Annotated in this window: 24 protein-coding genes, 1 tRNA gene and 4 rRNA genes; 20 read left to right on the forward strand and 9 right to left on the reverse strand. The window is 50.7% G+C overall.

Annotated elements, in window-relative coordinates:
- The first annotated feature begins 30 nt into the window (after positions 1-30).
- The 9 genes from rpmJ to arfA all read left to right on the forward strand — a co-directional run bounded on the left by rpmJ (position 31) and on the right by arfA (position 4,337).
- Positions 31-147 (forward strand): 50S ribosomal protein L36, encoded by a 117-nt coding sequence (gene rpmJ, locus HV041_RS22290; protein WP_000868187.1) that lies wholly within the window; start codon positions 31-33, stop codon positions 145-147.
- A 146-nt stretch (positions 148-293) separates the two neighbouring features.
- The gene (gene rpsM / locus HV041_RS22295) at positions 294-650 is read left to right on the forward strand and encodes a 30S ribosomal protein S13 (protein WP_003031135.1); all 357 of its coding nucleotides are present in this window, start codon (positions 294-296) and stop codon (positions 648-650) included.
- 16 nt (positions 651-666) lie between these two features.
- On the forward strand, positions 667-1,056 hold the full coding sequence (gene rpsK, locus HV041_RS22300) for a 30S ribosomal protein S11 (protein WP_003031137.1): 390 nt from the start codon (positions 667-669) through the stop codon (positions 1,054-1,056).
- A gap of 33 nt (positions 1,057-1,089) precedes the next feature.
- A complete protein-coding gene (gene rpsD, locus HV041_RS22305; protein WP_003031138.1) occupies positions 1,090-1,710 on the forward strand; it encodes a 30S ribosomal protein S4 in 621 nt (206 codons plus the stop codon).
- Positions 1,711-1,735: 25 nt separating this feature from the next.
- A complete protein-coding gene (gene rpoA, locus HV041_RS22310; RefSeq protein ID WP_003031139.1) occupies positions 1,736-2,725 on the forward strand; it encodes a DNA-directed RNA polymerase subunit alpha in 990 nt (329 codons plus the stop codon).
- 40 nt (positions 2,726-2,765) lie between these two features.
- Positions 2,766-3,149: a 50S ribosomal protein L17 gene (gene rplQ / locus HV041_RS22315; RefSeq protein WP_001216370.1), complete on the forward strand. Its 384-nt coding sequence runs from the start codon at positions 2,766-2,768 to the stop codon at positions 3,147-3,149.
- A gap of 107 nt (positions 3,150-3,256) precedes the next feature.
- Positions 3,257-3,625: a DUF1992 domain-containing protein gene (locus HV041_RS22320; protein WP_048213522.1), complete on the forward strand. Its 369-nt coding sequence runs from the start codon at positions 3,257-3,259 to the stop codon at positions 3,623-3,625.
- Positions 3,626-3,635: 10 nt separating this feature from the next.
- Positions 3,636-4,061 (forward strand): Zn(2+)-responsive transcriptional regulator, encoded by a 426-nt coding sequence (gene zntR, locus HV041_RS22325; RefSeq protein ID WP_048213521.1) that lies wholly within the window; start codon positions 3,636-3,638, stop codon positions 4,059-4,061.
- A 57-nt stretch (positions 4,062-4,118) separates the two neighbouring features.
- On the forward strand, positions 4,119-4,337 hold the full coding sequence (gene arfA, locus HV041_RS22330) for an alternative ribosome-rescue factor ArfA (RefSeq protein ID WP_048213520.1): 219 nt from the start codon (positions 4,119-4,121) through the stop codon (positions 4,335-4,337).
- On the opposite strand, the gene mscL is transcribed toward arfA, so the two are convergent.
- The 5 genes from mscL to def all read right to left on the reverse strand — a co-directional run bounded on the left by mscL (position 4,334) and on the right by def (position 9,101).
- Positions 4,334-4,747 (reverse strand): large-conductance mechanosensitive channel protein MscL, encoded by a 414-nt coding sequence (gene mscL, locus HV041_RS22335; protein WP_003031152.1) that lies wholly within the window; start codon positions 4,745-4,747, stop codon positions 4,334-4,336. The genes arfA and mscL overlap by 4 nt on opposite strands.
- Before the next feature lie 141 nt (positions 4,748-4,888).
- On the reverse strand, positions 4,889-6,265 hold the full coding sequence (trkA, locus tag HV041_RS22340; RefSeq protein ID WP_003031153.1) for a Trk system potassium transporter TrkA: 1,377 nt from the start codon (positions 6,263-6,265) through the stop codon (positions 4,889-4,891).
- A gap of 21 nt (positions 6,266-6,286) precedes the next feature.
- Positions 6,287-7,576, reverse strand: coding sequence for a 16S rRNA (cytosine(967)-C(5))-methyltransferase RsmB (rsmB, locus tag HV041_RS22345; protein ID WP_121585137.1), 1,290 nt, complete (start codon positions 7,574-7,576; stop codon positions 6,287-6,289).
- Between the two features lie 53 nt (positions 7,577-7,629).
- Positions 7,630-8,577: a methionyl-tRNA formyltransferase gene (gene fmt, locus HV041_RS22350; RefSeq protein ID WP_048213518.1), complete on the reverse strand. Its 948-nt coding sequence runs from the start codon at positions 8,575-8,577 to the stop codon at positions 7,630-7,632.
- Positions 8,578-8,591: 14 nt separating this feature from the next.
- The gene (gene def / locus HV041_RS22355) at positions 8,592-9,101 is read right to left on the reverse strand and encodes a peptide deformylase (protein ID WP_121585136.1); all 510 of its coding nucleotides are present in this window, start codon (positions 9,099-9,101) and stop codon (positions 8,592-8,594) included.
- Positions 9,102-9,230: 129 nt separating this feature from the next.
- Here def and dprA point away from each other — a divergent pair, with 129 nt between their 5' ends.
- From dprA to HV041_RS22385, 6 genes are read left to right on the forward strand one after another with little or no spacing between them, the layout of a single operon-like run.
- Positions 9,231-10,355 carry a DNA-protecting protein DprA gene (gene dprA / locus HV041_RS22360; RefSeq protein ID WP_121585135.1) on the forward strand — a complete coding sequence of 375 codons (1,125 nt, stop codon included), beginning with the start codon at positions 9,231-9,233 and terminating at the stop codon, positions 10,353-10,355.
- Complete coding sequence (gene smg / locus HV041_RS22365; RefSeq protein WP_121585134.1) at positions 10,327-10,800, forward strand: DUF494 family protein Smg; 474 nt, start codon at positions 10,327-10,329, stop codon at positions 10,798-10,800. The genes dprA and smg overlap by 29 nt, the downstream gene beginning before the upstream one ends.
- A 26-nt stretch (positions 10,801-10,826) precedes the next feature.
- The gene (locus tag HV041_RS22370) at positions 10,827-11,369 is read left to right on the forward strand and encodes a type I DNA topoisomerase (RefSeq protein WP_121585133.1); all 543 of its coding nucleotides are present in this window, start codon (positions 10,827-10,829) and stop codon (positions 11,367-11,369) included.
- 4 nt (positions 11,370-11,373) lie between these two features.
- Complete coding sequence (gene tsaC, locus HV041_RS22375; protein ID WP_121585132.1) at positions 11,374-11,946, forward strand: L-threonylcarbamoyladenylate synthase type 1 TsaC; 573 nt, start codon at positions 11,374-11,376, stop codon at positions 11,944-11,946.
- 1 nt (position 11,947) lies between these two features.
- The gene (gene aroE, locus HV041_RS22380) at positions 11,948-12,769 is read left to right on the forward strand and encodes a shikimate dehydrogenase (RefSeq protein ID WP_121585131.1); all 822 of its coding nucleotides are present in this window, start codon (positions 11,948-11,950) and stop codon (positions 12,767-12,769) included.
- The gene (locus HV041_RS22385) at positions 12,766-13,023 is read left to right on the forward strand and encodes a DUF1488 domain-containing protein (RefSeq protein ID WP_121585130.1); all 258 of its coding nucleotides are present in this window, start codon (positions 12,766-12,768) and stop codon (positions 13,021-13,023) included. Before aroE ends, HV041_RS22385 begins: the two co-directional genes overlap by 4 nt.
- Here the strand turns inward: HV041_RS22385 and HV041_RS22390 are convergent.
- The gene (locus HV041_RS22390; protein ID WP_121585129.1) at positions 12,999-13,553 is read right to left on the reverse strand and encodes a gamma carbonic anhydrase family protein; all 555 of its coding nucleotides are present in this window, start codon (positions 13,551-13,553) and stop codon (positions 12,999-13,001) included. The genes HV041_RS22385 and HV041_RS22390 overlap by 25 nt on opposite strands.
- 473 nt (positions 13,554-14,026) lie before the next feature.
- Between HV041_RS22390 and HV041_RS22395 the strand changes: the two genes are divergently transcribed.
- From HV041_RS22395 to rrf (HV041_RS22415), 5 genes are all read left to right on the forward strand, one after another.
- A 16S ribosomal RNA gene (locus tag HV041_RS22395) occupies positions 14,027-15,568 on the forward strand.
- 235 nt (positions 15,569-15,803) lie between these two features.
- A 23S ribosomal RNA gene (locus HV041_RS22400) occupies positions 15,804-18,710 on the forward strand.
- Between the two features lie 99 nt (positions 18,711-18,809).
- Positions 18,810-18,925 (forward strand): 5S ribosomal RNA (gene rrf, locus HV041_RS22405).
- A gap of 14 nt (positions 18,926-18,939) precedes the next feature.
- Positions 18,940-19,015 (forward strand) — tRNA-Thr (locus tag HV041_RS22410).
- A gap of 39 nt (positions 19,016-19,054) precedes the next feature.
- Positions 19,055-19,170 (forward strand): 5S ribosomal RNA (gene rrf / locus HV041_RS22415).
- The 16S, 23S and 5S rRNA genes sit together here with 1 tRNA gene alongside, the layout of an rRNA operon.
- A 150-nt stretch (positions 19,171-19,320) precedes the next feature.
- Here the strand turns inward: rrf (HV041_RS22415) and HV041_RS22420 are convergent.
- Genes HV041_RS22420 through HV041_RS22430 form a run of 3 tightly spaced genes read right to left on the reverse strand, consistent with a single transcriptional unit; the run spans position 19,321 to position 22,381 of the window.
- Positions 19,321-20,079: an amino acid ABC transporter ATP-binding protein gene (locus HV041_RS22420; protein WP_048213472.1), complete on the reverse strand. Its 759-nt coding sequence runs from the start codon at positions 20,077-20,079 to the stop codon at positions 19,321-19,323.
- A gap of 7 nt (positions 20,080-20,086) precedes the next feature.
- Complete coding sequence (locus HV041_RS22425) at positions 20,087-21,190, reverse strand: amino acid ABC transporter permease (RefSeq protein ID WP_048213471.1); 1,104 nt, start codon at positions 21,188-21,190, stop codon at positions 20,087-20,089.
- Positions 21,191-21,199: 9 nt separating this feature from the next.
- Positions 21,200-22,381, reverse strand: a complete 1,182-nt coding sequence (locus HV041_RS22430; RefSeq protein WP_121585128.1) for an amino acid ABC transporter permease — start codon at positions 22,379-22,381, stop codon at positions 21,200-21,202.
- Position 22,382 lies beyond the last annotated feature (1 nt).

Raw genomic sequence — 22,382 nt, forward strand, 5'->3', positions numbered from 1 at the left:
CAGTCGCCCGAGAAGTTACGGAGAGTAAAAATGAAAGTTCGTGCTTCCGTCAAGAAATTATGCCGTAACTGCAAAATCGTTAAGCGTGATGGTGTCATCCGTGTGATTTGCAGTGCCGAGCCGAAGCATAAACAGCGCCAAGGCTGATTTATTCGCATATTTTTCTTGCAAAGTTGGGTTGAGCTGGCTAGATTAGCCAGCCAATCTTTTGTATGTCTGTGCGTTTCCATTTGAGTATCCTGAAAACGGGCTTTTCAGCATGGTGCGTACATATTAAATAGTAGGAGTGCATAGTGGCCCGTATAGCAGGCATTAACATTCCTGATCAGAAACATGCTGTGATCGCATTAACTTCGATCTACGGCGTCGGCAAGACCCGTTCTAAAGCCATTCTGGCTGCCGCGGGTATCGCTGAAGATGTTAAGATCAGTGAGCTGTCTGAAGAACAAATCGACACGCTGCGTGACGAAGTTGCCAAATTTGTCGTTGAAGGTGATCTGCGCCGTGAAGTTAGCATGAGCATCAAGCGCCTTATGGATCTTGGTTGCTATCGCGGTTTGCGTCATCGTCGTGGTCTCCCGGTTCGCGGTCAGCGTACCAAGACCAACGCACGTACCCGTAAGGGTCCGCGCAAACCGATCAAGAAATAATCGGGGTGATTGAATAATGGCAAAGGCACCAATTCGTGCACGTAAACGTGTAAGAAAACAAGTCTCTGACGGCGTGGCTCATATCCATGCTTCTTTTAACAACACCATCGTTACCATTACTGATCGTCAGGGTAACGCACTGGGTTGGGCAACAGCCGGTGGTTCCGGTTTCCGTGGTTCTCGCAAATCCACTCCGTTTGCAGCTCAGGTTGCAGCAGAGCGTTGCGCTGAAGCCGTAAAAGAATACGGTATCAAGAATCTGGAAGTTATGGTCAAAGGACCGGGTCCAGGTCGCGAATCTACTGTTCGTGCTCTGAACGCCGCTGGTTTCCGCATCACTAATATTACTGATGTGACTCCGATCCCTCATAACGGTTGTCGTCCGCCGAAAAAACGTCGCGTATAACGCTGTCGTTTCTAGGATTGTTGGAGAAAGAAAATGGCAAGATATTTGGGTCCTAAGCTCAAGCTGAGCCGTCGTGAGGGCACTGACTTATTCCTTAAGTCTGGCGTTCGCGCGATCGATACCAAGTGTAAAATTGAACAAGCTCCTGGCCAGCACGGTGCGCGTAAACCGCGTCTGTCTGACTATGGTGTGCAGTTGCGTGAAAAGCAAAAAGTTCGCCGTATCTACGGTGTGCTGGAGCGTCAGTTCCGTAACTACTACAAAGAAGCAGCGCGTCTGAAAGGCAACACCGGTGAAAACCTGTTGGGTCTGCTGGAAGGTCGTCTGGACAACGTTGTATACCGTATGGGCTTCGGTGCCACTCGTGCAGAAGCACGTCAGCTGGTCAGCCATAAAGCAATTATGGTAAACGGTCGTGTTGTTAACATCGCTTCTTATCAGGTTAGTCCGAATGACGTTGTTAGCATTCGTGAGAAAGCGAAGAAGCAGTCTCGCGTGAAAGCCGCTCTGGAGCTGGCTGAGCAGCGTGAAAAGCCAACCTGGCTGGAAGTTGATGCTGGCAAGATGGAAGGTACGTTCAAGCGTAAGCCGGAGCGTTCTGATCTGTCTGCGGACATTAACGAACACCTGATCGTCGAGCTTTACTCCAAGTAAAGCTTAGTACCAAAGAGAGGACACAATGCAGGGTTCTGTGACAGAGTTTCTAAAACCGCGCCTGGTAGATATCGAGCAAGTGAGTTCGACGCACGCCAAGGTGACCCTTGAGCCTTTAGAGCGTGGCTTTGGCCATACTTTGGGTAACGCACTGCGCCGTATTCTGCTCTCATCGATGCCGGGTTGCGCGGTGACCGAGGTTGAGATTGATGGTGTACTACATGAGTACAGCACCAAAGAAGGCGTTCAGGAAGATATCCTGGAAATCCTGCTCAACCTGAAAGGGCTGGCGGTGAGAGTTCAGGGTAAAGATGACGTTATTCTTACCTTGAATAAATCTGGCATTGGCCCTGTGACTGCAGCCGACATTACCCATGATGGGGATGTCGAAATCGTCAAGCCACAGCACGTGATCTGCCACCTGACCGATGAGAATGCATCTATTAGCATGCGTATCAAAGTTCAGCGCGGTCGTGGTTATGTGCCGGCTTCTACCCGAATTCATTCGGAAGAAGATGAGCGCCCAATCGGCCGTCTGCTGGTCGACGCATGCTACAGCCCTGTAGAGCGTATTGCCTACAATGTTGAAGCAGCGCGTGTAGAACAGCGTACCGACCTGGACAAGCTGGTCATCGAAATGGAAACCAACGGCACAATCGATCCTGAAGAGGCGATTCGTCGTGCGGCGACCATTCTGGCTGAACAACTGGAAGCTTTCGTTGATTTACGTGATGTACGTCAGCCGGAAGTTAAAGAAGAGAAACCAGAATTCGATCCGATCCTGCTGCGCCCTGTTGACGATCTGGAATTGACTGTCCGCTCTGCTAACTGCCTCAAAGCAGAAGCTATCCACTATATCGGTGATCTGGTACAGCGTACTGAGGTTGAGCTTCTTAAGACGCCTAACCTTGGTAAAAAATCTCTTACCGAGATTAAAGACGTGCTGGCTTCCCGTGGACTGTCTCTGGGCATGCGCCTGGAAAACTGGCCACCGGCAAGCATCGCTGACGAGTAACCGGATCACAGGTTAAGGTTTTACTGAGAAGGATAAGGTCATGCGCCATCGTAAGAGTGGTCGTCAACTGAACCGCAACAGCAGCCATCGCCAGGCTATGTTCCGCAATATGGCAGGTTCACTGGTTCGTCATGAAATCATCAAGACGACTCTGCCGAAAGCGAAAGAGCTGCGTCGCGTAGTTGAGCCGCTGATTACTCTTGCCAAGACTGATAGCGTAGCTAATCGTCGTCTGGCATTCGCCCGCACTCGTGATAACGAGATCGTGGCAAAACTGTTTAACGAACTGGGCCCGCGTTTCGCGAGCCGCGCCGGTGGTTACACTCGCATTCTGAAGTGTGGCTTCCGTGCAGGCGACAACGCGCCGATGGCATACATCGAGCTGGTTGATCGTTCAGAGAAAACAGAAGCTGCTGCAGAGTAATCTGTAGTAACGTAAAAAAACCCGCCTAGGCGGGTTTTTTTATATCCGTCATATCCCCACTTATCTACAATATCTGTACTCTTTTTGTTCATCCCCTGGAGTGTTGTATGTGGTTACTGGACCAGTGGGCAGAGCGCCATATTATTGATGCACAAGCTAAAGGCGAGTTTGATGATTTACCGGGAACGGGCGAACCGCTGACTCTTGACGATGACTCCCATGTCCCGCCTGAACTGCGAGCCGGATACCGTTTATTAAAAAATGCAGGTTGCCTCCCTCCTGAGCTCGAGCAACGCAGAGAAGCAATACAGCTGCTTGAAATACTCGCGGGGATCCGCAAAGATGATCCAAGTTATCCGGAGGTGAGCCGAAGACTGTCACTGCTGGAACTTAAACTTCGGCAGGCTGGACTCAGTATCGAGTTTTTGCGCGGTGACTACGCAGATAAGCTGCTAAAAAAGATCAACGATGAATAGCGGAGAGAGCATGTACCGAATTGGTGAAATAGCGAAACTGGCTGACGTGACGCCAGATACTATCCGCTACTATGAAAAGCAGCAGATGATGGAGCATGAAGTGCGTACTGAAGGCGGATTTCGCCTCTATACAGAAAGCGATCTTCAGCGCCTGAAGTTTATTCGTTATGCCCGCCAGCTTGGTTTCACTCTGGAATCGATCCGTGAGCTTCTTTCGATCCGTGTTGATCCCGAACACCATACCTGTCAGGAATCAAAAGGGATCGTCCAGGAAAGACTGCAAGAAGTCGAAGCACGTATTGCCGAACTTCAGACGATGCAGCGGTCTCTGCAGCGATTGAATGATGCATGCTGCGGCAAGGCACATAGCAGCGTGTACTGCTCTATTCTTGAAGCTCTTGAGCAAGGCGCCAGTGGAACAATATCAGGCTGTTGATTTCTTGAACTGCCGGGTCTACACTCGCGGCGTAAATTACTACAAACTGGAGATATTATGAGTCGTTATCAGCACACCAAAGGGCAGATAAAAGACAACGCCATTGAGGCGCTTCTGCATGACCCACTGTTCAGACAGCGCGTTGAGAAGAATAAAAAAGGTAAAGGTAGTTATCTGCGTAAAGGTAAACATGGCAATCGGGGTAACTGGGAGGCCAGTGGCAAGAAAGTGAATCACTTTTTTACCACTGGCCTTCTGGTTTCAGTGAGTGCTTAAGAACGGTTATTTTGTTCTTTCAGCAGGTCACGAATTTCACTCAGCAATACTTCTTCTTTCGAGGGAGCTGGCGGTGCAGCCGGCTCTTCCGCTTTTTTACGATTCAGTTTGTTGATCAGTTTGATTGCCATAAAGATAGCAAACGCCACAATAATGAAATCAAATACGTTCTGAATAAATACACCGTAATGCATAACGACAGCCGGGATGTCTCCCTGCGCATCGCGTAATGTCAAAGCAAACTGTTTAAAATCGATCCCACCAATTAACAACCCCAGTGGCGGCATGATGATATCGGCAACCAGCGATGAAACAATCTTACCGAATGCCGCACCAATAATGACACCCACTGCCAAATCGACAACATTCCCGCGCATCGCGAATTCGCGAAACTCTTTAATAATGCTCATTTTATTCTCCCTATGCAGCTGACGTTTATAAGTTTAACAAATGTTTAGGCAATTTCCATTTATGTATTGCCGAAAGGAAAATTTATTAGACCATGAAATATAAAGGGAAATAAAAAGGGCGCTGTATTCGCGCCCAAATTATTACAGGAAGAAAGGACTTGGCTGGAATAGTCGCTCGACGTCAGTAATAAACTTTTTGTCTGTCAGGAACATGATAACGTGATCACCCTGCTCAATACGCAGGTTGTCATTGGCTATCATCACGTCGTTACCTCGCACTACCGCACCAATAATGGTACCGGGTGGAAGTTTAATTTCATCAATTGAGCGTCCCACAACCCGAGATGTTGTTTCATCCCCGTGTGCGACGGCTTCAATGGCTTCCGCGACGCCACGGCGTAGTGAAGAAACGCCGACAATGTCAGCTTTACGTACGTGACTGAGCAGCGCGGAGATGGTCGCCTGCTGCGGTGAAATAGCAATATCGATCACGCTACCTTGCACCAGATCGACGTATGCTCTGCGTTGGATTAACACCATCACTTTCTTGGCACCCATCCGTTTGGCAAGCATCGCCGACATGATATTCGCTTCATCATCGTTGGTCACTGCGATAAACAGATCAACTTGATCAATATGTTCTTCAGCCAGCAGCTCTTGATCCGAGGCATCACCGAAAAAGACGATCGTATTTTGCAATTTCTCCGCAAGCTCGGATGCCCGTTGCTGATTGCGCTCGATCAGTTTGACGCTGTAATCTTTTTCCAGACGTCGGGCCAGACCAGCACCGATATTACCGCCACCCACTAACATAATACGCTTGTAGGGTTTTTCCAGACGCTGCAGTTCACTCATTACGGCGCGAATATGCTGTGATGCCGCAATAAAGAACACTTCATCACCCGCTTCAACGATCGTAGAACCTTGTGGACGGATTGGTCGATCATGACGGAAAATCGCCGCAACGCGGGTATCGATGTGTGGCATATGTTCGCGCATTGTCGACAGTGCATTGCCGATCAATGGTCCGCCGTAATAGGCTTTTACTACTGCCAGACTGACTTTACCTTCGGCAAAATTGACTACCTGTAATGCACCCGGATATTCAATCAGTCGATAAATGCTATCGATAACCAGTTGCTCCGGCGCAATCAGGTGATCGATAGGTACCGCATCGGATTGGAATAGCTTGTCCGCATCACGAACATAATCCGGTGAACGAATACGGGCGATGCGATTAGGCGTATTAAACAGTGAATAAGCTACCTGGCAGGCAACCATATTTGTTTCATCTGAGCTGGTTACGGCAACCAGCATATCGGCATCGTCGGCCCCAGCTTCACGCAGTACGCGAGGATGTGAACCGTGCCCTTGCACGACGCGGAGATCAAACTTGTCCTGCAGGCTGCGCAGGCGTTCACCATTGGTATCGACTACCGTGATATCGTTGTTTTCTCCGACCAGGTTTTCAGCCAGCGTACCGCCAACTTGCCCTGCGCCCAGAATGATAATTTTCATCAGTCGCGACCCGTTATCTCATCACTTTTTGATTAGCTTAGCGTAAAAGAAGCCATCGCCATCTTCCGCACTTGGTAAATTCTGACGTCCGGGTTTTTCCGGCGTACCGGTTTCGCTTAATACCGCATCCGGCGTGCGTGCCAGGAAGGCAGCAATTTGCAGCTGGTTTTCTTCTGGCAGGATAGAGCACGTTGCATAAACCAGCGTGCCGCCAGGTTTAAGATGTAACCAGGTTGCATTCAGGATCTCGGCCTGCAATTGGACAAGTTCGGCAATATCCCGGTCGCGGCGCAGCCATTTGATATCCGGATGGCGACGAATCACCCCGGTGGCAGAACACGGAGCATCCAGCAAAATACGGTCAAACTGTTGTTCGCCACACCATTGTTGTGGATATCGACCATCACCCTGTTTTACGGTTGCCTTCATGCCGAGGCGTTTCAGATTGTCGTAAACGCGCGATAAGCGTTTCTCATCGACATCGACGGCCATCACGTTAGCTTGCGGAGCAACTTCCAGAATGTGCGTCGTTTTACCGCCCGGCGCGCAGCACAGGTCAAGGATCTGTTCGCCGTCCTCCGGCAACAGATAGGTTGCGCATCCTTGAGCTGAAGCATCCTGGACGGTCACCCAGCCTTCATCAAAGCCTGGGAGGGCGTGTACAGGAGTCGGTGTTTCCAGACGCACTGCATCCGGATAATCCGGATGTGGGAAGCCGGTTAATCCTGCTTCGCTAAGCAGGTCCAGCCAGGCGTCGCGCGTATGGTGGTTACGATTGACACGCAGCCACATCGGTGGTCGCTGATTATTGGCTTCAAGAATAGCTTCCCACTGCTGCGGATAAGCGGCCTTAATACGTTTCACCAGCCAGGAAGGGTGTAAGAAACGTAAATCGCTTTGCGCGAACTCGGCCAGCAGTTCATCCTGACGACGCTGAAACTGGCGCAACACGCCGTTGATCAACCCTTTAAGCTGCGGACGCTTTATGACAACCGCACCTTCGACAGTCTCAGCCAGCGCAGCGTGCGGTGGAATACGGGTATGCAGTAGCTGGTAGAAGCCCACCATGATCAGATAGTGAACGGTGCGCTGTTTGCCCGTCATTGGACGTTCCATCAGTTGCTGGATCATCCACTCCAGTTGGGAGAGCGTGCGTAATACGCCGAAGCAAAGTTCCTGCAACAGCGCCTTATCTTTGTCGGCTACTTTTTGCTGCATGGCGGGCAGTACGTTACTCAACGATTGGCCCTTTTCGACAACCTGTTCGACAGCCTGGGCCGCCATACTGCGTAAATTAAGATGTTTTTTCATAAGCGCAAAAATAAAAATGCCCGGAGGCTCCGGGCTTTAAAAGAGATGAACCGTCAGATCAGACGATTCCCGGGCACAAACCACTCCCGACGCGAATTGAGCAGATCCTGTGCGCTCATCGCTTTCTTACCGGCAGGCTGTAAAGCGATGAGATTCAGGATGCCGTCGCCTGTTGCGACCTGGATGCCCTGCTTTGTCGCCTCGAGGATGGTGCCTGGTGCAGACTGTGTGTTCACAGCAATAACAGAAGCTTTCCAGACTTTCACTGGCTGACCTTCGATTTCAAGCCAGCTCATTGGCCACGGGTTAAAGGCGCGGATACAGCGTTCCAACTGAGTGGCCGAAAGCGACCAGTCGATACGTGCCTCTTCTTTGCTGAGTTTTTCTGCATGCGTAACCAGAGATTCATCCTGAACAACTGGTTTTATTGTGCCAGCAGCAAGCTGTTTTAGCGTTTCAATCAGCCCCTGCGGCCCCAAATCTGCCAGCTTATCGTATAACGAACCGCTGGTATCTTCCGCCGTAATCGGGCAAGACAGCTTAAGCAGCATATCTCCGGTGTCCAGACCGACATCCATCTGCATGATGGTTACACCTGTTTCGGTGTCGCCTGCCCACAATGAACGCTGGATCGGTGCGGCCCCACGCCAGCGTGGAAGCAGAGAACCATGAACGTTGATGCAACCCAGACGCGGCATGTCCAGTACGGCTTTTGGCAGAATCAGGCCATATGCCACCACCACCATTACATCAGCGTGCAGATCAGAAACCAGTTGTTGGTTTTCCTGGGGACGAAGAGATACAGGTTGGAAAACGGGTATCCCTTTTTCTTCCGCCAGCACTTTTACCGGGCTGGGCATCAGCTTTTTACCACGTCCCGCAGGGCGGTCCGGTTGGGTAAACACCCCAACGACGTTATGTCCAGAAGACAACAGCGCGTCGAGATGACGCGCTGCAAAGTCAGGTGTACCCGCAAAAATAATACGTAGTGAGTCTGACACGTTGATTCTTGTCCTTAAGCTCGGGCGTTCAGGCGGTCGAGTTTTTCAACTTTCTGACGAATACGTTGTTGCTTCAACGGAGACAGATAATCGATAAACAGTTTACCGACCAGGTGATCCATTTCATGTTGGATGCAGATAGCCAACAGGCCATCGGCCTCCAGTTCAAAAGATTTGCCATCGCGATCGAGCGCACGAATTTTTACTTTCTCTGCACGCGGTACTAACGCACGCTGTTCAGGAATAGACAGACAGCCTTCTTCAATGCCGGTTTCGCCGTCTTTCTCCAGCAGTTCTGGGTTAATGAGTATCAACTGCTCGTCGCGATTTTCAGAGACATCAATAACAATGATGCGCTGATGAATATCAACCTGTGTTGCTGCCAGACCGATACCTTCTTCGGCATACATCGTTTCGAACATATCATCAACGATACGCTGAATTTCTGCATTCACTTCTTCGACCGGTTTTGCGACTTTGCGAAGGCGCTCGTCCGGAATATGTAACACTTGCAAAACTGACATAGTTATCCAGAGTTGTGTTCAGGAGTTGAAAAGATTATTACCTCTATTCTAGACAAAACCCCCTCTGATTGACAGCATCAGTGACCAATCGCAAAGATTGCCAGGACTGCTTGTGGCAAGGGGACAGGGATGACCCAAATCGAAATTTGGCTACGTTTAGCGCAAGTGAATGAACTGTATGGTGATGAGATGGTGCGCATTGCCCACTGGCTCAATACTCAACCGTCGATTAGCAACGCGGTACTCCTGCAGGCAGGATTCTCTCCACGCCAGGCAAGGCGCTTTTTAACCTTTTCGGATCTGACGCTGGAAAAAACGCTGCACTGGCTTGAACAGCCTAACCACCATTTTGTGGTTGCAGACAGTGAGCATTATCCGCGACAGCTCCGTGCAATTGAGGATTATCCTGGGGGGCTTTTTGTCGCAGGAAATCCCGCATGTCTCCGTTCGTTCCAGGTGGCCGTTGTCGGCAGCAGACAGCACTCCTGGTATGGCGAACGCTGGGGGCGATTGTTTTGTGAAAAGCTTGCAGCATGTGGTGTGACGATCACCAGCGGTCTGGCCCGGGGAATTGATGGCGTGGCGCACAATGCTGCGATAAACCGACAAGGCACAAGTATTGCGGTGCTGGGAAATGGACTTGAGACCATTCACCCACGACAGCATATCCGTCTTGCTCAGCGACTGATTGAGGCAGGTGGCGCACTGGTGTCTGAGTTCCCATTAGATACGCTCCCTTTGCCACGCAATTTTCCCCGACGAAATCGCATTATCAGTGGTCTAAGTAAAGGTGTACTGGTCGTCGAAGCTGCACAGCGTAGTGGGTCACTGGTTACTGCTCGCTGTGCACTGGAACAAGGGCGGGAGGTGTTTGCTTTACCAGGGCCCATTGGGAGCCCAGGAAGTGAAGGCCCGCATTGGCTTATTCAGCAGGGAGCCATGCTTGTGACGACACCAGAGGAAATTCTTGAAAATTTGCAATATGGGCTGCAATGGTTGCCAGATGAACCTGAAAAATCAATTTATTCGCCAGATCACGAAGAGGTGGCATTGCCATTTCCGGAGCTCCTGGCTAACGTAGGAGATGAGGTAACACCTGTTGACGTCGTCGCTGAACGTGCCGGCCAACCTGTGCCAGAGGTAGTGGCTCAACTGCTCGAACTGGAGTTAGCAGGGTGGATCGCAGCTGTACCCGGCGGCTATGTCCGATTGAGGAGGGCATGCCATGTTCGACGTACTAATGTATTTGTTTGAGACATATATCCATAACGAAGCTGAGCTGCGTGTGGATCAGGACAAACTGGAACGGGATCTTACCGACGCTGGTTTTGATCGTGAAGACATTTACAACGCGTTACTTTGGCTGGAAAAGCTTGCTGACTATCAGGATGGTCTTGCTGAACCTATGCAGCTGGCATCTGACCCTCTTTCTTTACGTATTTATACTGCGGAAGAGTGCGATCGACTGGATGCAAGCTGTAGAGGATTCCTGCTATTCCTGGAGCAGATTCAGGTGCTAAACCTCGAAACGCGAGAAATGGTCATTGAGCGCGTACTCGCGCTGGATACGGCAGAGTTCGATCTGGAAGACCTGAAGTGGGTAATCCTGATGGTGCTATTCAACATTCCAGGTTGTGAAAATGCCTATCAGCAAATGGAAGAATTACTCTTTGAAGTGAATGAAGGTATGCTGCATTAATCAATCTTCATTCAGTATGAGTTGTTATGGCTAAATCAGCACTGTTCACGGTGCGTAAAAATGAGCCCTGCCCACAATGCGGAGCTGAATTGGTTATTCGTTCCGGGAAACACGGTCCGTTTCTCGGTTGTTCACACTATCCAGAATGCGATTACATCCGTCCGCTGAAATCTTCCGCGGACGGACATATTGTCAAAGTTCTGGAGGGTAAGCTTTGTCCTGCATGTGGCGCTGAACTGGTGCTGAGACAGGGACGATTCGGTATGTTCATTGGATGCAGTGACTATCCTGCGTGCGAGCACACCGAGCTCATCGACAAGCCTGATGAAACAGCAATTGTCTGTCCTCAATGCCAGACTGGTCATCTTGTCCAGCGGCGTTCCCGCTATGGCAAAACCTTTTACTCCTGCGATCGCTATCCGGAGTGCCAGTTTGTCATTAACTTCAAACCGTTATCCGGAGAATGTCCTGAGTGTCATTATCCGCTTCTCATCGAAAAGAAAACCGCGCAGGGTGTGAAGCATTTCTGTGCCAGTAAACAATGTGGAAAGCCGATCCCGGCGGAATAAAAAAGTGAATAAAAACCTGCCCACGGACCCCATCGCTGCCGCGATAGAGGTTCTGCAACAAGAAAATGTCATCGCTTATCCAACAGAAGCCGTTTTTGGTGTCGGGTGTGATCCTGACAGTGAAACGGCGGTAACGCGTTTGTTGGAACTCAAACAACGTCCAATAGATAAGGGTTTGATTTTGATTGCGGCAAACTTTGATCAACTCAAACCGTATATTGATGACAGCATGCTCACCGATGCTCAACGTGAAGCTGTTTTCGCGCGCTGGCCTGGCCCTGTCACCTTCGTGTTCCCGGCGCCTGCGACAACGCCGCGTTGGCTGACCGGCCGTTTTGATTCGCTCGCCGTGCGCGTCACGGATCACCCGCTGGTGGTTGCATTGTGCCAGGCTTATGGCAAGCCGTTAGTTTCTACTAGTGCCAACCTGAGTGGACTGCCACCCTGCAGAACGGTAGAGGAAGTACGAGCGCAGTTCGGGGAAGATTTTCCAGTGGTTGAAGGTCATACCGGCGGACGTTTGAATCCCTCGGAAATCAGAGATGCTTTGACGGGTGAACAGTTTCGACAGGGGTAATATGAAAGAAGCCTATGCTGTTTTTGGTAATCCGGTAGCGCACAGCAAATCGCCTTTTATTCATCAGCAATTTGCAGAGCAGCTGAAGATTGATCACTCTTATGGTCGGGTGTTGGCGCCCATCAATAACTTTGTGAATACGCTCAATGCCTTTTTTGCTGGTGGGGGGAAAGGGGCTAATGTTACCGTTCCCTTTAAAGAAGAGGCGTTTGCGCGCGCTGATGAACTCACAGAGCGGGCATCGCTGGCTGGGGCGGTCAATACTCTAAAACGGCTGGATGATGGGCGTTTACTGGGTGATAACACCGATGGTATCGGCCTGCTTAGCGATCTTGAGCGTTTGTCTTTCATTCATCCCGGGTCTCGTATCCTGCTGATTGGGGCTGGTGGAGCGTCCCGTGGCGTGTTGCTGCCCCTCCTCTCTATGGATTGCGCGGTGACTATTGTTAATCGTACCGCCTCACGTGCTGAAGAATTGGCGCAGATCTTCTCCCATACCGGCAGCGTTCAGGCGGTGGGAATGGATGATCTGGATAATGATGCCTTCGATCTGATCATCAACGCAACGTCCAGTGGTATTAGCGGTGATGTTCCAGCCATTCCTGCATCGCTTATTCATTCTTCGGTTTATTGCTACGACATGTTCTACCAAAAGGGGAATACCCCGTTCCTTTCCTGGTGCGTATCACATGGTGCAAAACATTGTGCCGATGGTTTGGGAATGCTGGTGGGGCAAGCGGCACATGCTGTTTTGCTCTGGCATGGTGTACTGCCGGAGATTGAGCCTGTGATCAAAACACTGCAACAGGAACTTTCTGCATGAATCAGGCGATTCAATTTCCTGATAGGGAAGAGTGGGTAGCGGATATTAATTCCGTCGTCTTCCCGGCGATGGTTCATGGTATGCAGCTAAAATGTGCCATCAAAGGAGAGACGCTGGCGCATCGCTTTGGCGGCGACACGCCTGAACAGTGGCTTGAAAATTTTCGCGAATATCGCTGGGATCTGGAAGAAGAGGCTGAAGCATTGATCCTGGCCCAGCAGGAAGATTATCAAGGTTGGGTCTGGTTATCCTGACCTAAATACTCATCTTTCCACTTTACGTAGTTGTTAGCAGAGTACTGTAGGCCTGCTTTCTCTTCATCAGTTAGTGGGCGGATTTGTTTAACCGGGCTTCCCAGATACAGATATCCGCTCTCCAGGCGCTTGTTTTGCGGGACCAGACTTCCCGCTCCGATCATGACGTCATCTTCTACTACTACGCCATCCAGCAAAATCGATCCCATACCGACTAAAACGCGGTTGCCAATGATGCAGCCGTGCAACATGACTTTATGACCTACAGTCACATCCTCGCCTACGATCAGAGGGTTACCCTGCGGATTAGATGTGGATTTATGTGTGACATGCAGCACGCTGCCATCCTGAATGTTTGTACGGGCACCAATCTGTACGTAGTTCACGTCGCCACGAATCGCAACCAGTGGCCAAATCCCGACATCATCAGCCAGACGAGCATCACCAATGACAACGCTACTACTATCGATCATGACGCGTTTGCCGATCTGTGGGAAAAGATCCTTATAAGGACGCAGTACATCAGACATGTTTACCTCAATGAAAATAGGGCGGTAATGAAGACTTTGGTTGGATTATTGAGACTGCGCAAGTGATTTAGTTATCAAAAATCAGCCAAATTGCACAGGAATGTAGCGAAAGGAGTGAAAAACAAACATTCGGCAAAAAAGATCCAAAAAACACTTGTGCTAAAAAATGGGATCCCTATAATGCGCCTCCATCGACACGGCGGATGTGAATCACTTCACACAAACAGCCGGTTCGGTTGAAGAGAAAAACCTGAAAATAAGAGGTTGACTCTGAAAGAGGAAAGCGTAATATACGCCACCTCGCGACAGAGCGCTAAAGCGCGTCGCAACTGCTCTTTAACAATTTATCAGACAATCTGTGTGGGCACTCGAAGATACGGATTCTTAACGTCGCAAGACGAAAAATGAATACCAAGTCTCTTGAGTGAACATACGTAATTCATTACGAAGTTTAATTCACGAGCATCAAACTTAAATTGAAGAGTTTGATCATGGCTCAGATTGAACGCTGGCGGCAGGCCTAACACATGCAAGTCGAACGGTAGCACAGAGGAGCTTGCTCCTTGGGTGACGAGTGGCGGACGGGTGAGTAATGTCTGGGAAACTGCCCGATGGAGGGGGATAACTACTGGAAACGGTAGCTAATACCGCATAACGTCGCAAGACCAAAGAGGGGGACCTTCGGGCCTCTTGCCATCGGATGTGCCCAGATGGGATTAGCTAGTAGGTGGGGTAACGGCTCACCTAGGCGACGATCCCTAGCTGGTCTGAGAGGATGACCAGCCACACTGGAACTGAGACACGGTCCAGACTCCTACGGGAGGCAGCAGTGGGGAATATTGCACAATGGGCGCAAGCCTGATGCAGCCATGCCGCGTGTATGAAGAAGGCCTTCGGGTTGTAAAGTACTTTCAGCGAGGAGGAAGGTGTTGAGGTTAATAACCTTAGCAATTGACGTTACTCGCAGAAGAAGCACCGGCTAACTCCGTGCCAGCAGCCGCGGTAATACGGAGGGTGCAAGCGTTAATCGGAATTACTGGGCGTAAAGCGCACGCAGGCGGTCTGTCAAGTCGGATGTGAAATCCCCGGGCTCAACCTGGGAACTGCATCCGAAACTGGCAGGCTAGAGTCTTGTAGAGGGGGGTAGAATTCCAGGTGTAGCGGTGAAATGCGTAGAGATCTGGAGGAATACCGGTGGCGAAGGCGGCCCCCTGGACAAAGACTGACGCTCAGGTGCGAAAGCGTGGGGAGCAAACAGGATTAGATACCCTGGTAGTCCACGCCGTAAACGATGTCGACTTGGAGGTTGTGCCCTTGAGGCGTGGCTTCCGGAGCTAACGCGTTAAGTCGACCGCCTGGGGAGTACGGCCGCAAGGTTAAAACTCAAATGAATTGACGGGGGCCCGCACAAGCGGTGGAGCATGTGGTTTAATTCGATGCAACGCGAAGAACCTTACCTACTCTTGACATCCAGAGAACTTTCCAGAGATGGATTGGTGCCTTCGGGAACTCTGAGACAGGTGCTGCATGGCTGTCGTCAGCTCGTGTTGTGAAATGTTGGGTTAAGTCCCGCAACGAGCGCAACCCTTATCCTTTGTTGCCAGCGGTTCGGCCGGGAACTCAAAGGAGACTGCCAGTGATAAACTGGAGGAAGGTGGGGATGACGTCAAGTCATCATGGCCCTTACGAGTAGGGCTACACACGTGCTACAATGGCGCATACAAAGAGAAGCGACCTCGCGAGAGCAAGCGGACCTCATAAAGTGCGTCGTAGTCCGGATTGGAGTCTGCAACTCGACTCCATGAAGTCGGAATCGCTAGTAATCGTGGATCAGAATGCCACGGTGAATACGTTCCCGGGCCTTGTACACACCGCCCGTCACACCATGGGAGTGGGTTGCAAAAGAAGTAGGTAGCTTAACCTTCGGGAGGGCGCTTACCACTTTGTGATTCATGACTGGGGTGAAGTCGTAACAAGGTAACCGTAGGGGAACCTGCGGTTGGATCACCTCCTTACCTTAAAGAAGCGTTCTTTGTAGTGCTCACACAGATTGTCTGATGAATGATGAACTTCTGAATGTACTTTCGAGTGCATTAAGAAGTTTTGCTCTTTAAAAATCTGGATCAAGCTGAAAATTGAAACGACACACTGTTTCATTTCTCCGTAATAAGAAATGAAAAATAGTGTGTTCGAGTCTCTCAAATTTTTGCAAGTCGATGATGAATCGAAAGAAACATCTTCGGGTTGTGAGGTTAAGCGACTAAGCGTACACGGTGGATGCCCTGGCAGTCAGAGGCGATGAAGGACGTGCTAATCTGCGATAAGCGTCGGTAAGGTGATATGAACCGTTATAACCGGCGATTTCCGAATGGGGAAACCCAGTGTGATTCGTCACACTATCATTACGTGAATCCATAGCGTAATGAAGCGAACCGGGGGAACTGAAACATCTAAGTACCCCGAGGAAAAGAAATCAACCGAGATTCCCCCAGTAGCGGCGAGCGAACGGGGAGCAGCCCAGAGTCTGAATCAGCTTGTGTGTTAGTGGAACGGTCTGGAAAGTCCGACGGTACAGGGTGATAGTCCCGTACACCAAAATGCACAGGTTGTGAACTCGAAGAGTAGGGCGGGACACGTGGTATCCTGTCTGAATATGGGGGGACCATCCTCCAAGGCTAAATACTCCTGACTGACCGATAGTGAACCAGTACCGTGAGGGAAAGGCGAAAAGAACCCCGGCGAGGGGAGTGAAAAAGAACCTGAAACCGTGTACGTACAAGCAGTGGGAGCCTCTTTATGGGGTGACTGCGTACCTTTTGTATAATGGGTCAGCGACTTATATTCTGTAGCAAGGTTAACCGAATAGGGGAGCCGAAGGGAAACCGAGTCTTAACTGGGCGTTAAGTTGCAGGGTATAGACCCGAAACCCGGTGATCTAGCCATGGGCAGGTTGAAGGTTGGGTAACACTAACTGGAGGACCGAACCGACTAATGTTGAAAAATTAGCGGATGACTTGTGGCTGGGGGTGAAAGGCCAATCAAACCGGGAGATAGCTGGTTCTCCCCGAAAGCTATTTAGGTAGCGCCTCGTGAACTCATCTTCGGGGGTAGAGCACTGTTTCGGCTAGGGGGTCATCCCGACTTACCAACCCGATGCAAACTGCGAATACCGAAGAATGTTATCACGGGAGACACACGGCGGGTGCTAACGTCCGTCGTGAAGAGGGAAACAACCCAGACCGCCAGCTAAGGTCCCAAAGTCACAGTTAAGTGGGAAACGATGTGGGAAGGCACAGACAGCCAGGATGTTGGCTTAGAAGCAGCCATCATTTAAAGAAAGCGTAATAGCTCACTGGTCGAGTCGGCCTGCGCGGAAGATGTAACGGGGCTAAACTGTGCACCGAAGCTGCGGCAGCGACACTATGTGTTGTTGGGTAGGGGAGCGTTCTGTAAGCCGTTGAAGGTGTGTCGTGAGGCATGCTGGAGGTATCAGAAGTGCGAATGCTGACATAAGTAACGATAATGCGGGTGAAAAACCCGCACGCCGGAAGACCAAGGGTTCCTGTCCAACGTTAATCGGGGCAGGGTGAGTCGACCCCTAAGGCGAGGCCGAAAGGCGTAGTCGATGGGAAACAGGTTAATATTCCTGTACTTGGTGTTACTGCGAAGGGGGGACGGAGAAGGCTATGTTAGCCGGGCGACGGTTGTCCCGGTTTAAGCATGTAGGCGGGTGTTTTAGGTAAATCCGGAACACTACTAACGCTGAGGTGTGATGACGAGGCACTACGGTGCTGAAGTAACAAATGCCCTGCTTCCAGGAAAAGCCTCTAAGCATCAGGTAACACGAAATCGTACCCCAAACCGACACAGGTGGTCAGGTAGAGAATACCAAGGCGCTTGAGAGAACTCGGGTGAAGGAACTAGGCAAAATGGTGCCGTAACTTCGGGAGAAGGCACGCTGATATGTAGGTGAAGTGATTTACTCATGGAGCTGAAATCAGTCGAAGATACCAGCTGGCTGCAACTGTTTATTAAAAACACAGCACTGTGCAAACACGAAAGTGGACGTATACGGTGTGACGCCTGCCCGGTGCCGGAAGGTTAATTGATGGGGTTATCCGTAAGGAGAAGCTCTTGATCGAAGCCCCGGTAAACGGCGGCCGTAACTATAACGGTCCTAAGGTAGCGAAATTCCTTGTCGGGTAAGTTCCGACCTGCACGAATGGCGTAATGATGGCCAGGCTGTCTCCACCCGAGACTCAGTGAAATTGAACTCGCTGTGAAGATGCAGTGTACCCGCGGCAAGACGGAAAGACCCCGTGAACCTTTACTATAGCTTGACACTGAACACTGGTCCTTGATGTGTAGGATAGGTGGGAGGCTTTGAAGTGTGGACGCCAGTCTGCATGGAGCCAACCTTGAAATACCACCCTTTAATGGCTGGTGTTCTAACGTGGACCCGTAATCCGGGTTGCGGACAGTGTCTGGTGGGTAGTTTGACTGGGGCGGTCTCCTCCTAAAGAGTAACGGAGGAGCACGAAGGTTAGCTAATCCTGGTCGGACATCAGGAGGTTAGTGCAAAGGCATAAGCTAGCTTGACTGCGAGAGTGACGGCTCGAGCAGGTGCGAAAGCAGGTCTTAGTGATCCGGTGGTTCTGAATGGAAGGGCCATCGCTCAACGGATAAAAGGTACTCCGGGGATAACAGGCTGATACCGCCCAAGAGTTCATATCGACGGCGGTGTTTGGCACCTCGATGTCGGCTCATCACATCCTGGGGCTGAAGTAGGTCCCAAGGGTATGGCTGTTCGCCATTTAAAGTGGTACGCGAGCTGGGTTTAGAACGTCGTGAGACAGTTCGGTCCCTATCTGCCGTGGGCGCTGGAGAATTGAGGGGGGCTGCTCCTAGTACGAGAGGACCGGAGTGGACGCATCACTGGTGTTCGGGTTGTCATGCCAATGGCATTGCCCGGTAGCTAAATGCGGAAGAGATAAGTGCTGAAAGCATCTAAGCACGAAACTTGCCCCGAGATGAGTTCTCCCTGAGACTATAAGTCTCCTGAAGGAACGTTGAAGACGACGACGTTGATAGGTCGGGTGTGTAAGTGTAGCGATACATTGAGCTAACCGATACTAATGAACCGTGAGGCTTAACCTTACAACGCCGAAGGTGTTTTGGCGAAAGACAGACATCGATTTCAGCTTGATTACAGATTACATCGACATGCCCAAGAGGTGTGTTGATAAACAGAATTTGCCTGGCGGCTGTAGCGCGGTGGTCCCACCTGACCCCATGCCGAACTCAGAAGTGAAACGCCGTAGCGCCGATGGTAGTGTGGGGTCTCCCCATGCGAGAGTAGGGAACTGCCAGGCATCAAATTTAGTGTGCTGATATGGCTCAGTTGGTAGAGCGCACCCTTGGTAAGGGTGAGGTCCCCAGTTCGACTCTGGGTATCAGCACCAGTTTTTCGGGTTAAAGTTTGGCACTTAGTAAAGAATTTGCCTGGCGGCTGTAGCGCGGTGGTCCCACCTGACCCCATGCCGAACTCAGAAGTGAAACGCCGTAGCGCCGATGGTAGTGTGGGGTCTCCCCATGCGAGAGTAGGGAACTGCCAGGCATCAAATAAAAGCGAAAGGCCCGGTCGAAAGACCGGGCCTTTTTGCGTCTTTAACGTATCACGGAAAAGAGGCCGGATACGCGTAAACGCTTTACCCGGCCCCACGAGGTTGATATTTCTGTCGGTCTGATACGTGCAGGCAATTGGGCGTTAATGTATAACCTGCGATAAAAAGGCACGGGTTCGTTCGGATTTAGGATGGGCAAAAAATTCATCTGGAGGCGCCTGTTCGACAATCTCTCCAAGATCCATAAAGATCACCCGATCCGCTACCGTGCGGGCGAACCCCATTTCATGTGTTACACACAGCATTGTCATTCCCGATTGCGCCAGGCCAATCATCGTATCCAGCACTTCCTTTACCATTTCGGGATCTAACGCTGACGTGGGTTCGTCAAACAGCATGATTTTGGGTTTCATACACAGCGAGCGCGCAATAGCGACACGCTGTTGCTGACCACCGGAAATTTGCCCGGGATATTTATGTGCATGTTCAGCAATGCGGACACGCTCAAGGTAGTGCATTGCCAGCACTTCGGCTTCTTTCTTCGGCATCTTTTGCACCCAAATAGGAGCCAGTGTGCAGTTTTGCAGAACCGTTAAATGAGGGAAGAGATTAAAGTGCTGAAAGACCATGCCAACTTCCTGTCTGACACGTTCGATATTGCGGATATCTTCGTTGAGCTCGATTCCATCCACGACAATACGCCCTTGCTGATGTTCTTCCAGATGGTTAATACAGCGAATAGTCGTCGATTTTCCGGAACCAGAAGGCCCACACAATACGATACGCTCTCCCTGTTTTACCTGTAGGTTGATATTTTTCAGGACATGAAACTGCCCATACCATTTGTTGACGTTTTCCAGCGTAATCATCGCGTCAGTGGATGGCATTACTATTTGGCTCATAAATTCCTCAGTGCGGTGTACGCCCGGTGTTAAAACGTTTTTCCAGATGCTGGCTATAACGCGACATGCTGAAACAGAAAACCCAGTAAATCAGTGCAGCGAAAACATATCCTTCTGTCGACATTCCCAGCCAGGCCGGGTCGACAGTTGCTTGCTGGACGCTGCTAAAGAGATCAAACAGGCCGATGATAATGACCAGGCTGGTATCCTTGAATAGCGCGATGATGGTATTGACCAGGCCGGGAATGACCAGCTTCAGCGCCTGGGGAAGAATAACCAACCCCTGCGTTTTCCAGTACCCAAGCGCCAGTGATTCAGCCGCTTCATATTGACCTTTTGGTAAGGCCTGTAATCCTCCGCGTACCACTTCAGCAACATAGGCTGACTGGAAGAGAATGACACCAACCAGTGCCCGAATAAGTTTGTCGATAGTTGTACCCTCTGACATAAATAGCGGGAGCATGACTGAGGACATAAACAGGACGGTTATAAGCGGCACACCACGCCAGAACTCAATGAAAATGACCGATAAAACACGCACGATCGGCATATGAGAACGGCGGCCTAACGCCAGTAAAATGCCCCACGGAAGCGCGCCTGCAATACCCACGGATGCGATGATAAGCGTCAGTGTTAATCCACCCCACTGGCGAGTTTCTACGCGCTCAAGCCCGAAAAAACCCCCGTACATCAGCCACCAAACCACCACTGGATAAATGACGGCCCAGACGGCGATATAGCGGCCACGGTGGGGGATGATTTTCAAGAACATCGGGATGAAGGAAAGCAGACCAATAATCAGAGCCAGATTGACGCGCCAGCGTTGATCGTGTGGATACAGTCCATACATAAATTGCCCGAAGCGTTCATGGATGAAAACCCAGCAAGCCCCTGCTTTTGTACAATCGGCCCGGCTAGAACCGACCCAGTTGGCCTGCAGGAATGCCCAGTTCAACAGCGGGGGAAGGAACGACCAAATAAGCCACACGCATAGCAATGTGAGCAGGCTGTTTGACCAACTAGAGAACAGGTTTTTACGTACCCAAAATAGAATGCGACTTGCCTGGTTACTGCTCGGGCGCGCGGGGCGAGACAGCAGTGCTTTTGTCATCATGGCTCCTTAGCGCTCAATCAGTGCGATGCGGCGGTTATAAATATTCATCAACAGAGAAATGCTCAGGCTGATGATCAGGTACACCGACATGGTGATGGCGATAGTTTCGATGGCCTGTCCTGTTTGATTGAGCACAGTACCGGCAAACAATGACACCATATCCGGATAGCCAATGGCGGCTGCGAGAGACGAGTTCTTGACGATATTCAGATACTGGCTGGTCAATGGGGGAATGATGACGCGCAGCGCCTGTGGGATGATCACCTGGCGCAGCGTTACCGGATTTGGCAGGCCCAGCGAGCGTGCTGCTTCATGTTGGCCATAAGGAACAGCCTGAATCCCCGCCCGGATAATTTCAGCAATAAACGCTGAGGTATACACCGAAAGCGCCAGCGTCAGGGCAGCCAGTTCGGGAATAAGCACCATACCGCCACGGAAGTTAAACCCGCGCAGTTCAGGGATATCCCAGTGCAGCGCCGCACCGAAAATCCAATGTGAAATCATCGGTAGAAACACGATTAGCATCAGGGCTGTTGGCCATGTTCGGCGCAACTGGCCTGTTTTGGTCTGGTGCATTTTGTTGAAGCGAAATAACCCAATGGTGATGATGACGGCAAGCATGATTGCGGCACAGAAGGTAATCAGACCTTCTCCCATCTGTGGTGCCGGAATGTAGAGCCCGCGATTGCTCAGAAAGACCAGATCCAGGGTACTAACAGCCTGCCGCGGTCCGGGCAAATTCCGCAATACGGCAAAATACCAAAAGAAGATCTGCAGCAATGGCGGGATATTGCGGAACGTTTCGATATAAATCGTAGAGAGCTTTCGCAGTAACCAGTTATCCGACAGCCTTGCCAGTCCGAGAAAAAAGCCAAGAAATGATGCGAAAACAATGCACAATGCGGAGACTAGCAGTGTGTTAAGCAGACCGACGATAAAGACGCGGCCATAGGTATCGCCTTGCTCGTAATCAATCAGATGCTGGACGATACCAAATCCGGCACTGCGTTCGAGAAAAGAAAAGCCCGAGGTAATACCGCGACTGCTCAGGTTATTAATGGTGTTATGAATGAGATAGACCGCAATGCTAACGACTGCAATCACAGCGAGTATTTGAAATAACCAGGCGCGGACCGCAGGGTTAGAAAAGGATAACGATCCTTTTACGGTTGAGCGGCGATGGGACATA

This window comes from Citrobacter sp. RHBSTW-00029 (assembly GCF_014104295.1).
Taxonomy (GTDB): domain Bacteria; phylum Pseudomonadota; class Gammaproteobacteria; order Enterobacterales; family Enterobacteriaceae; genus Citrobacter; species Citrobacter youngae.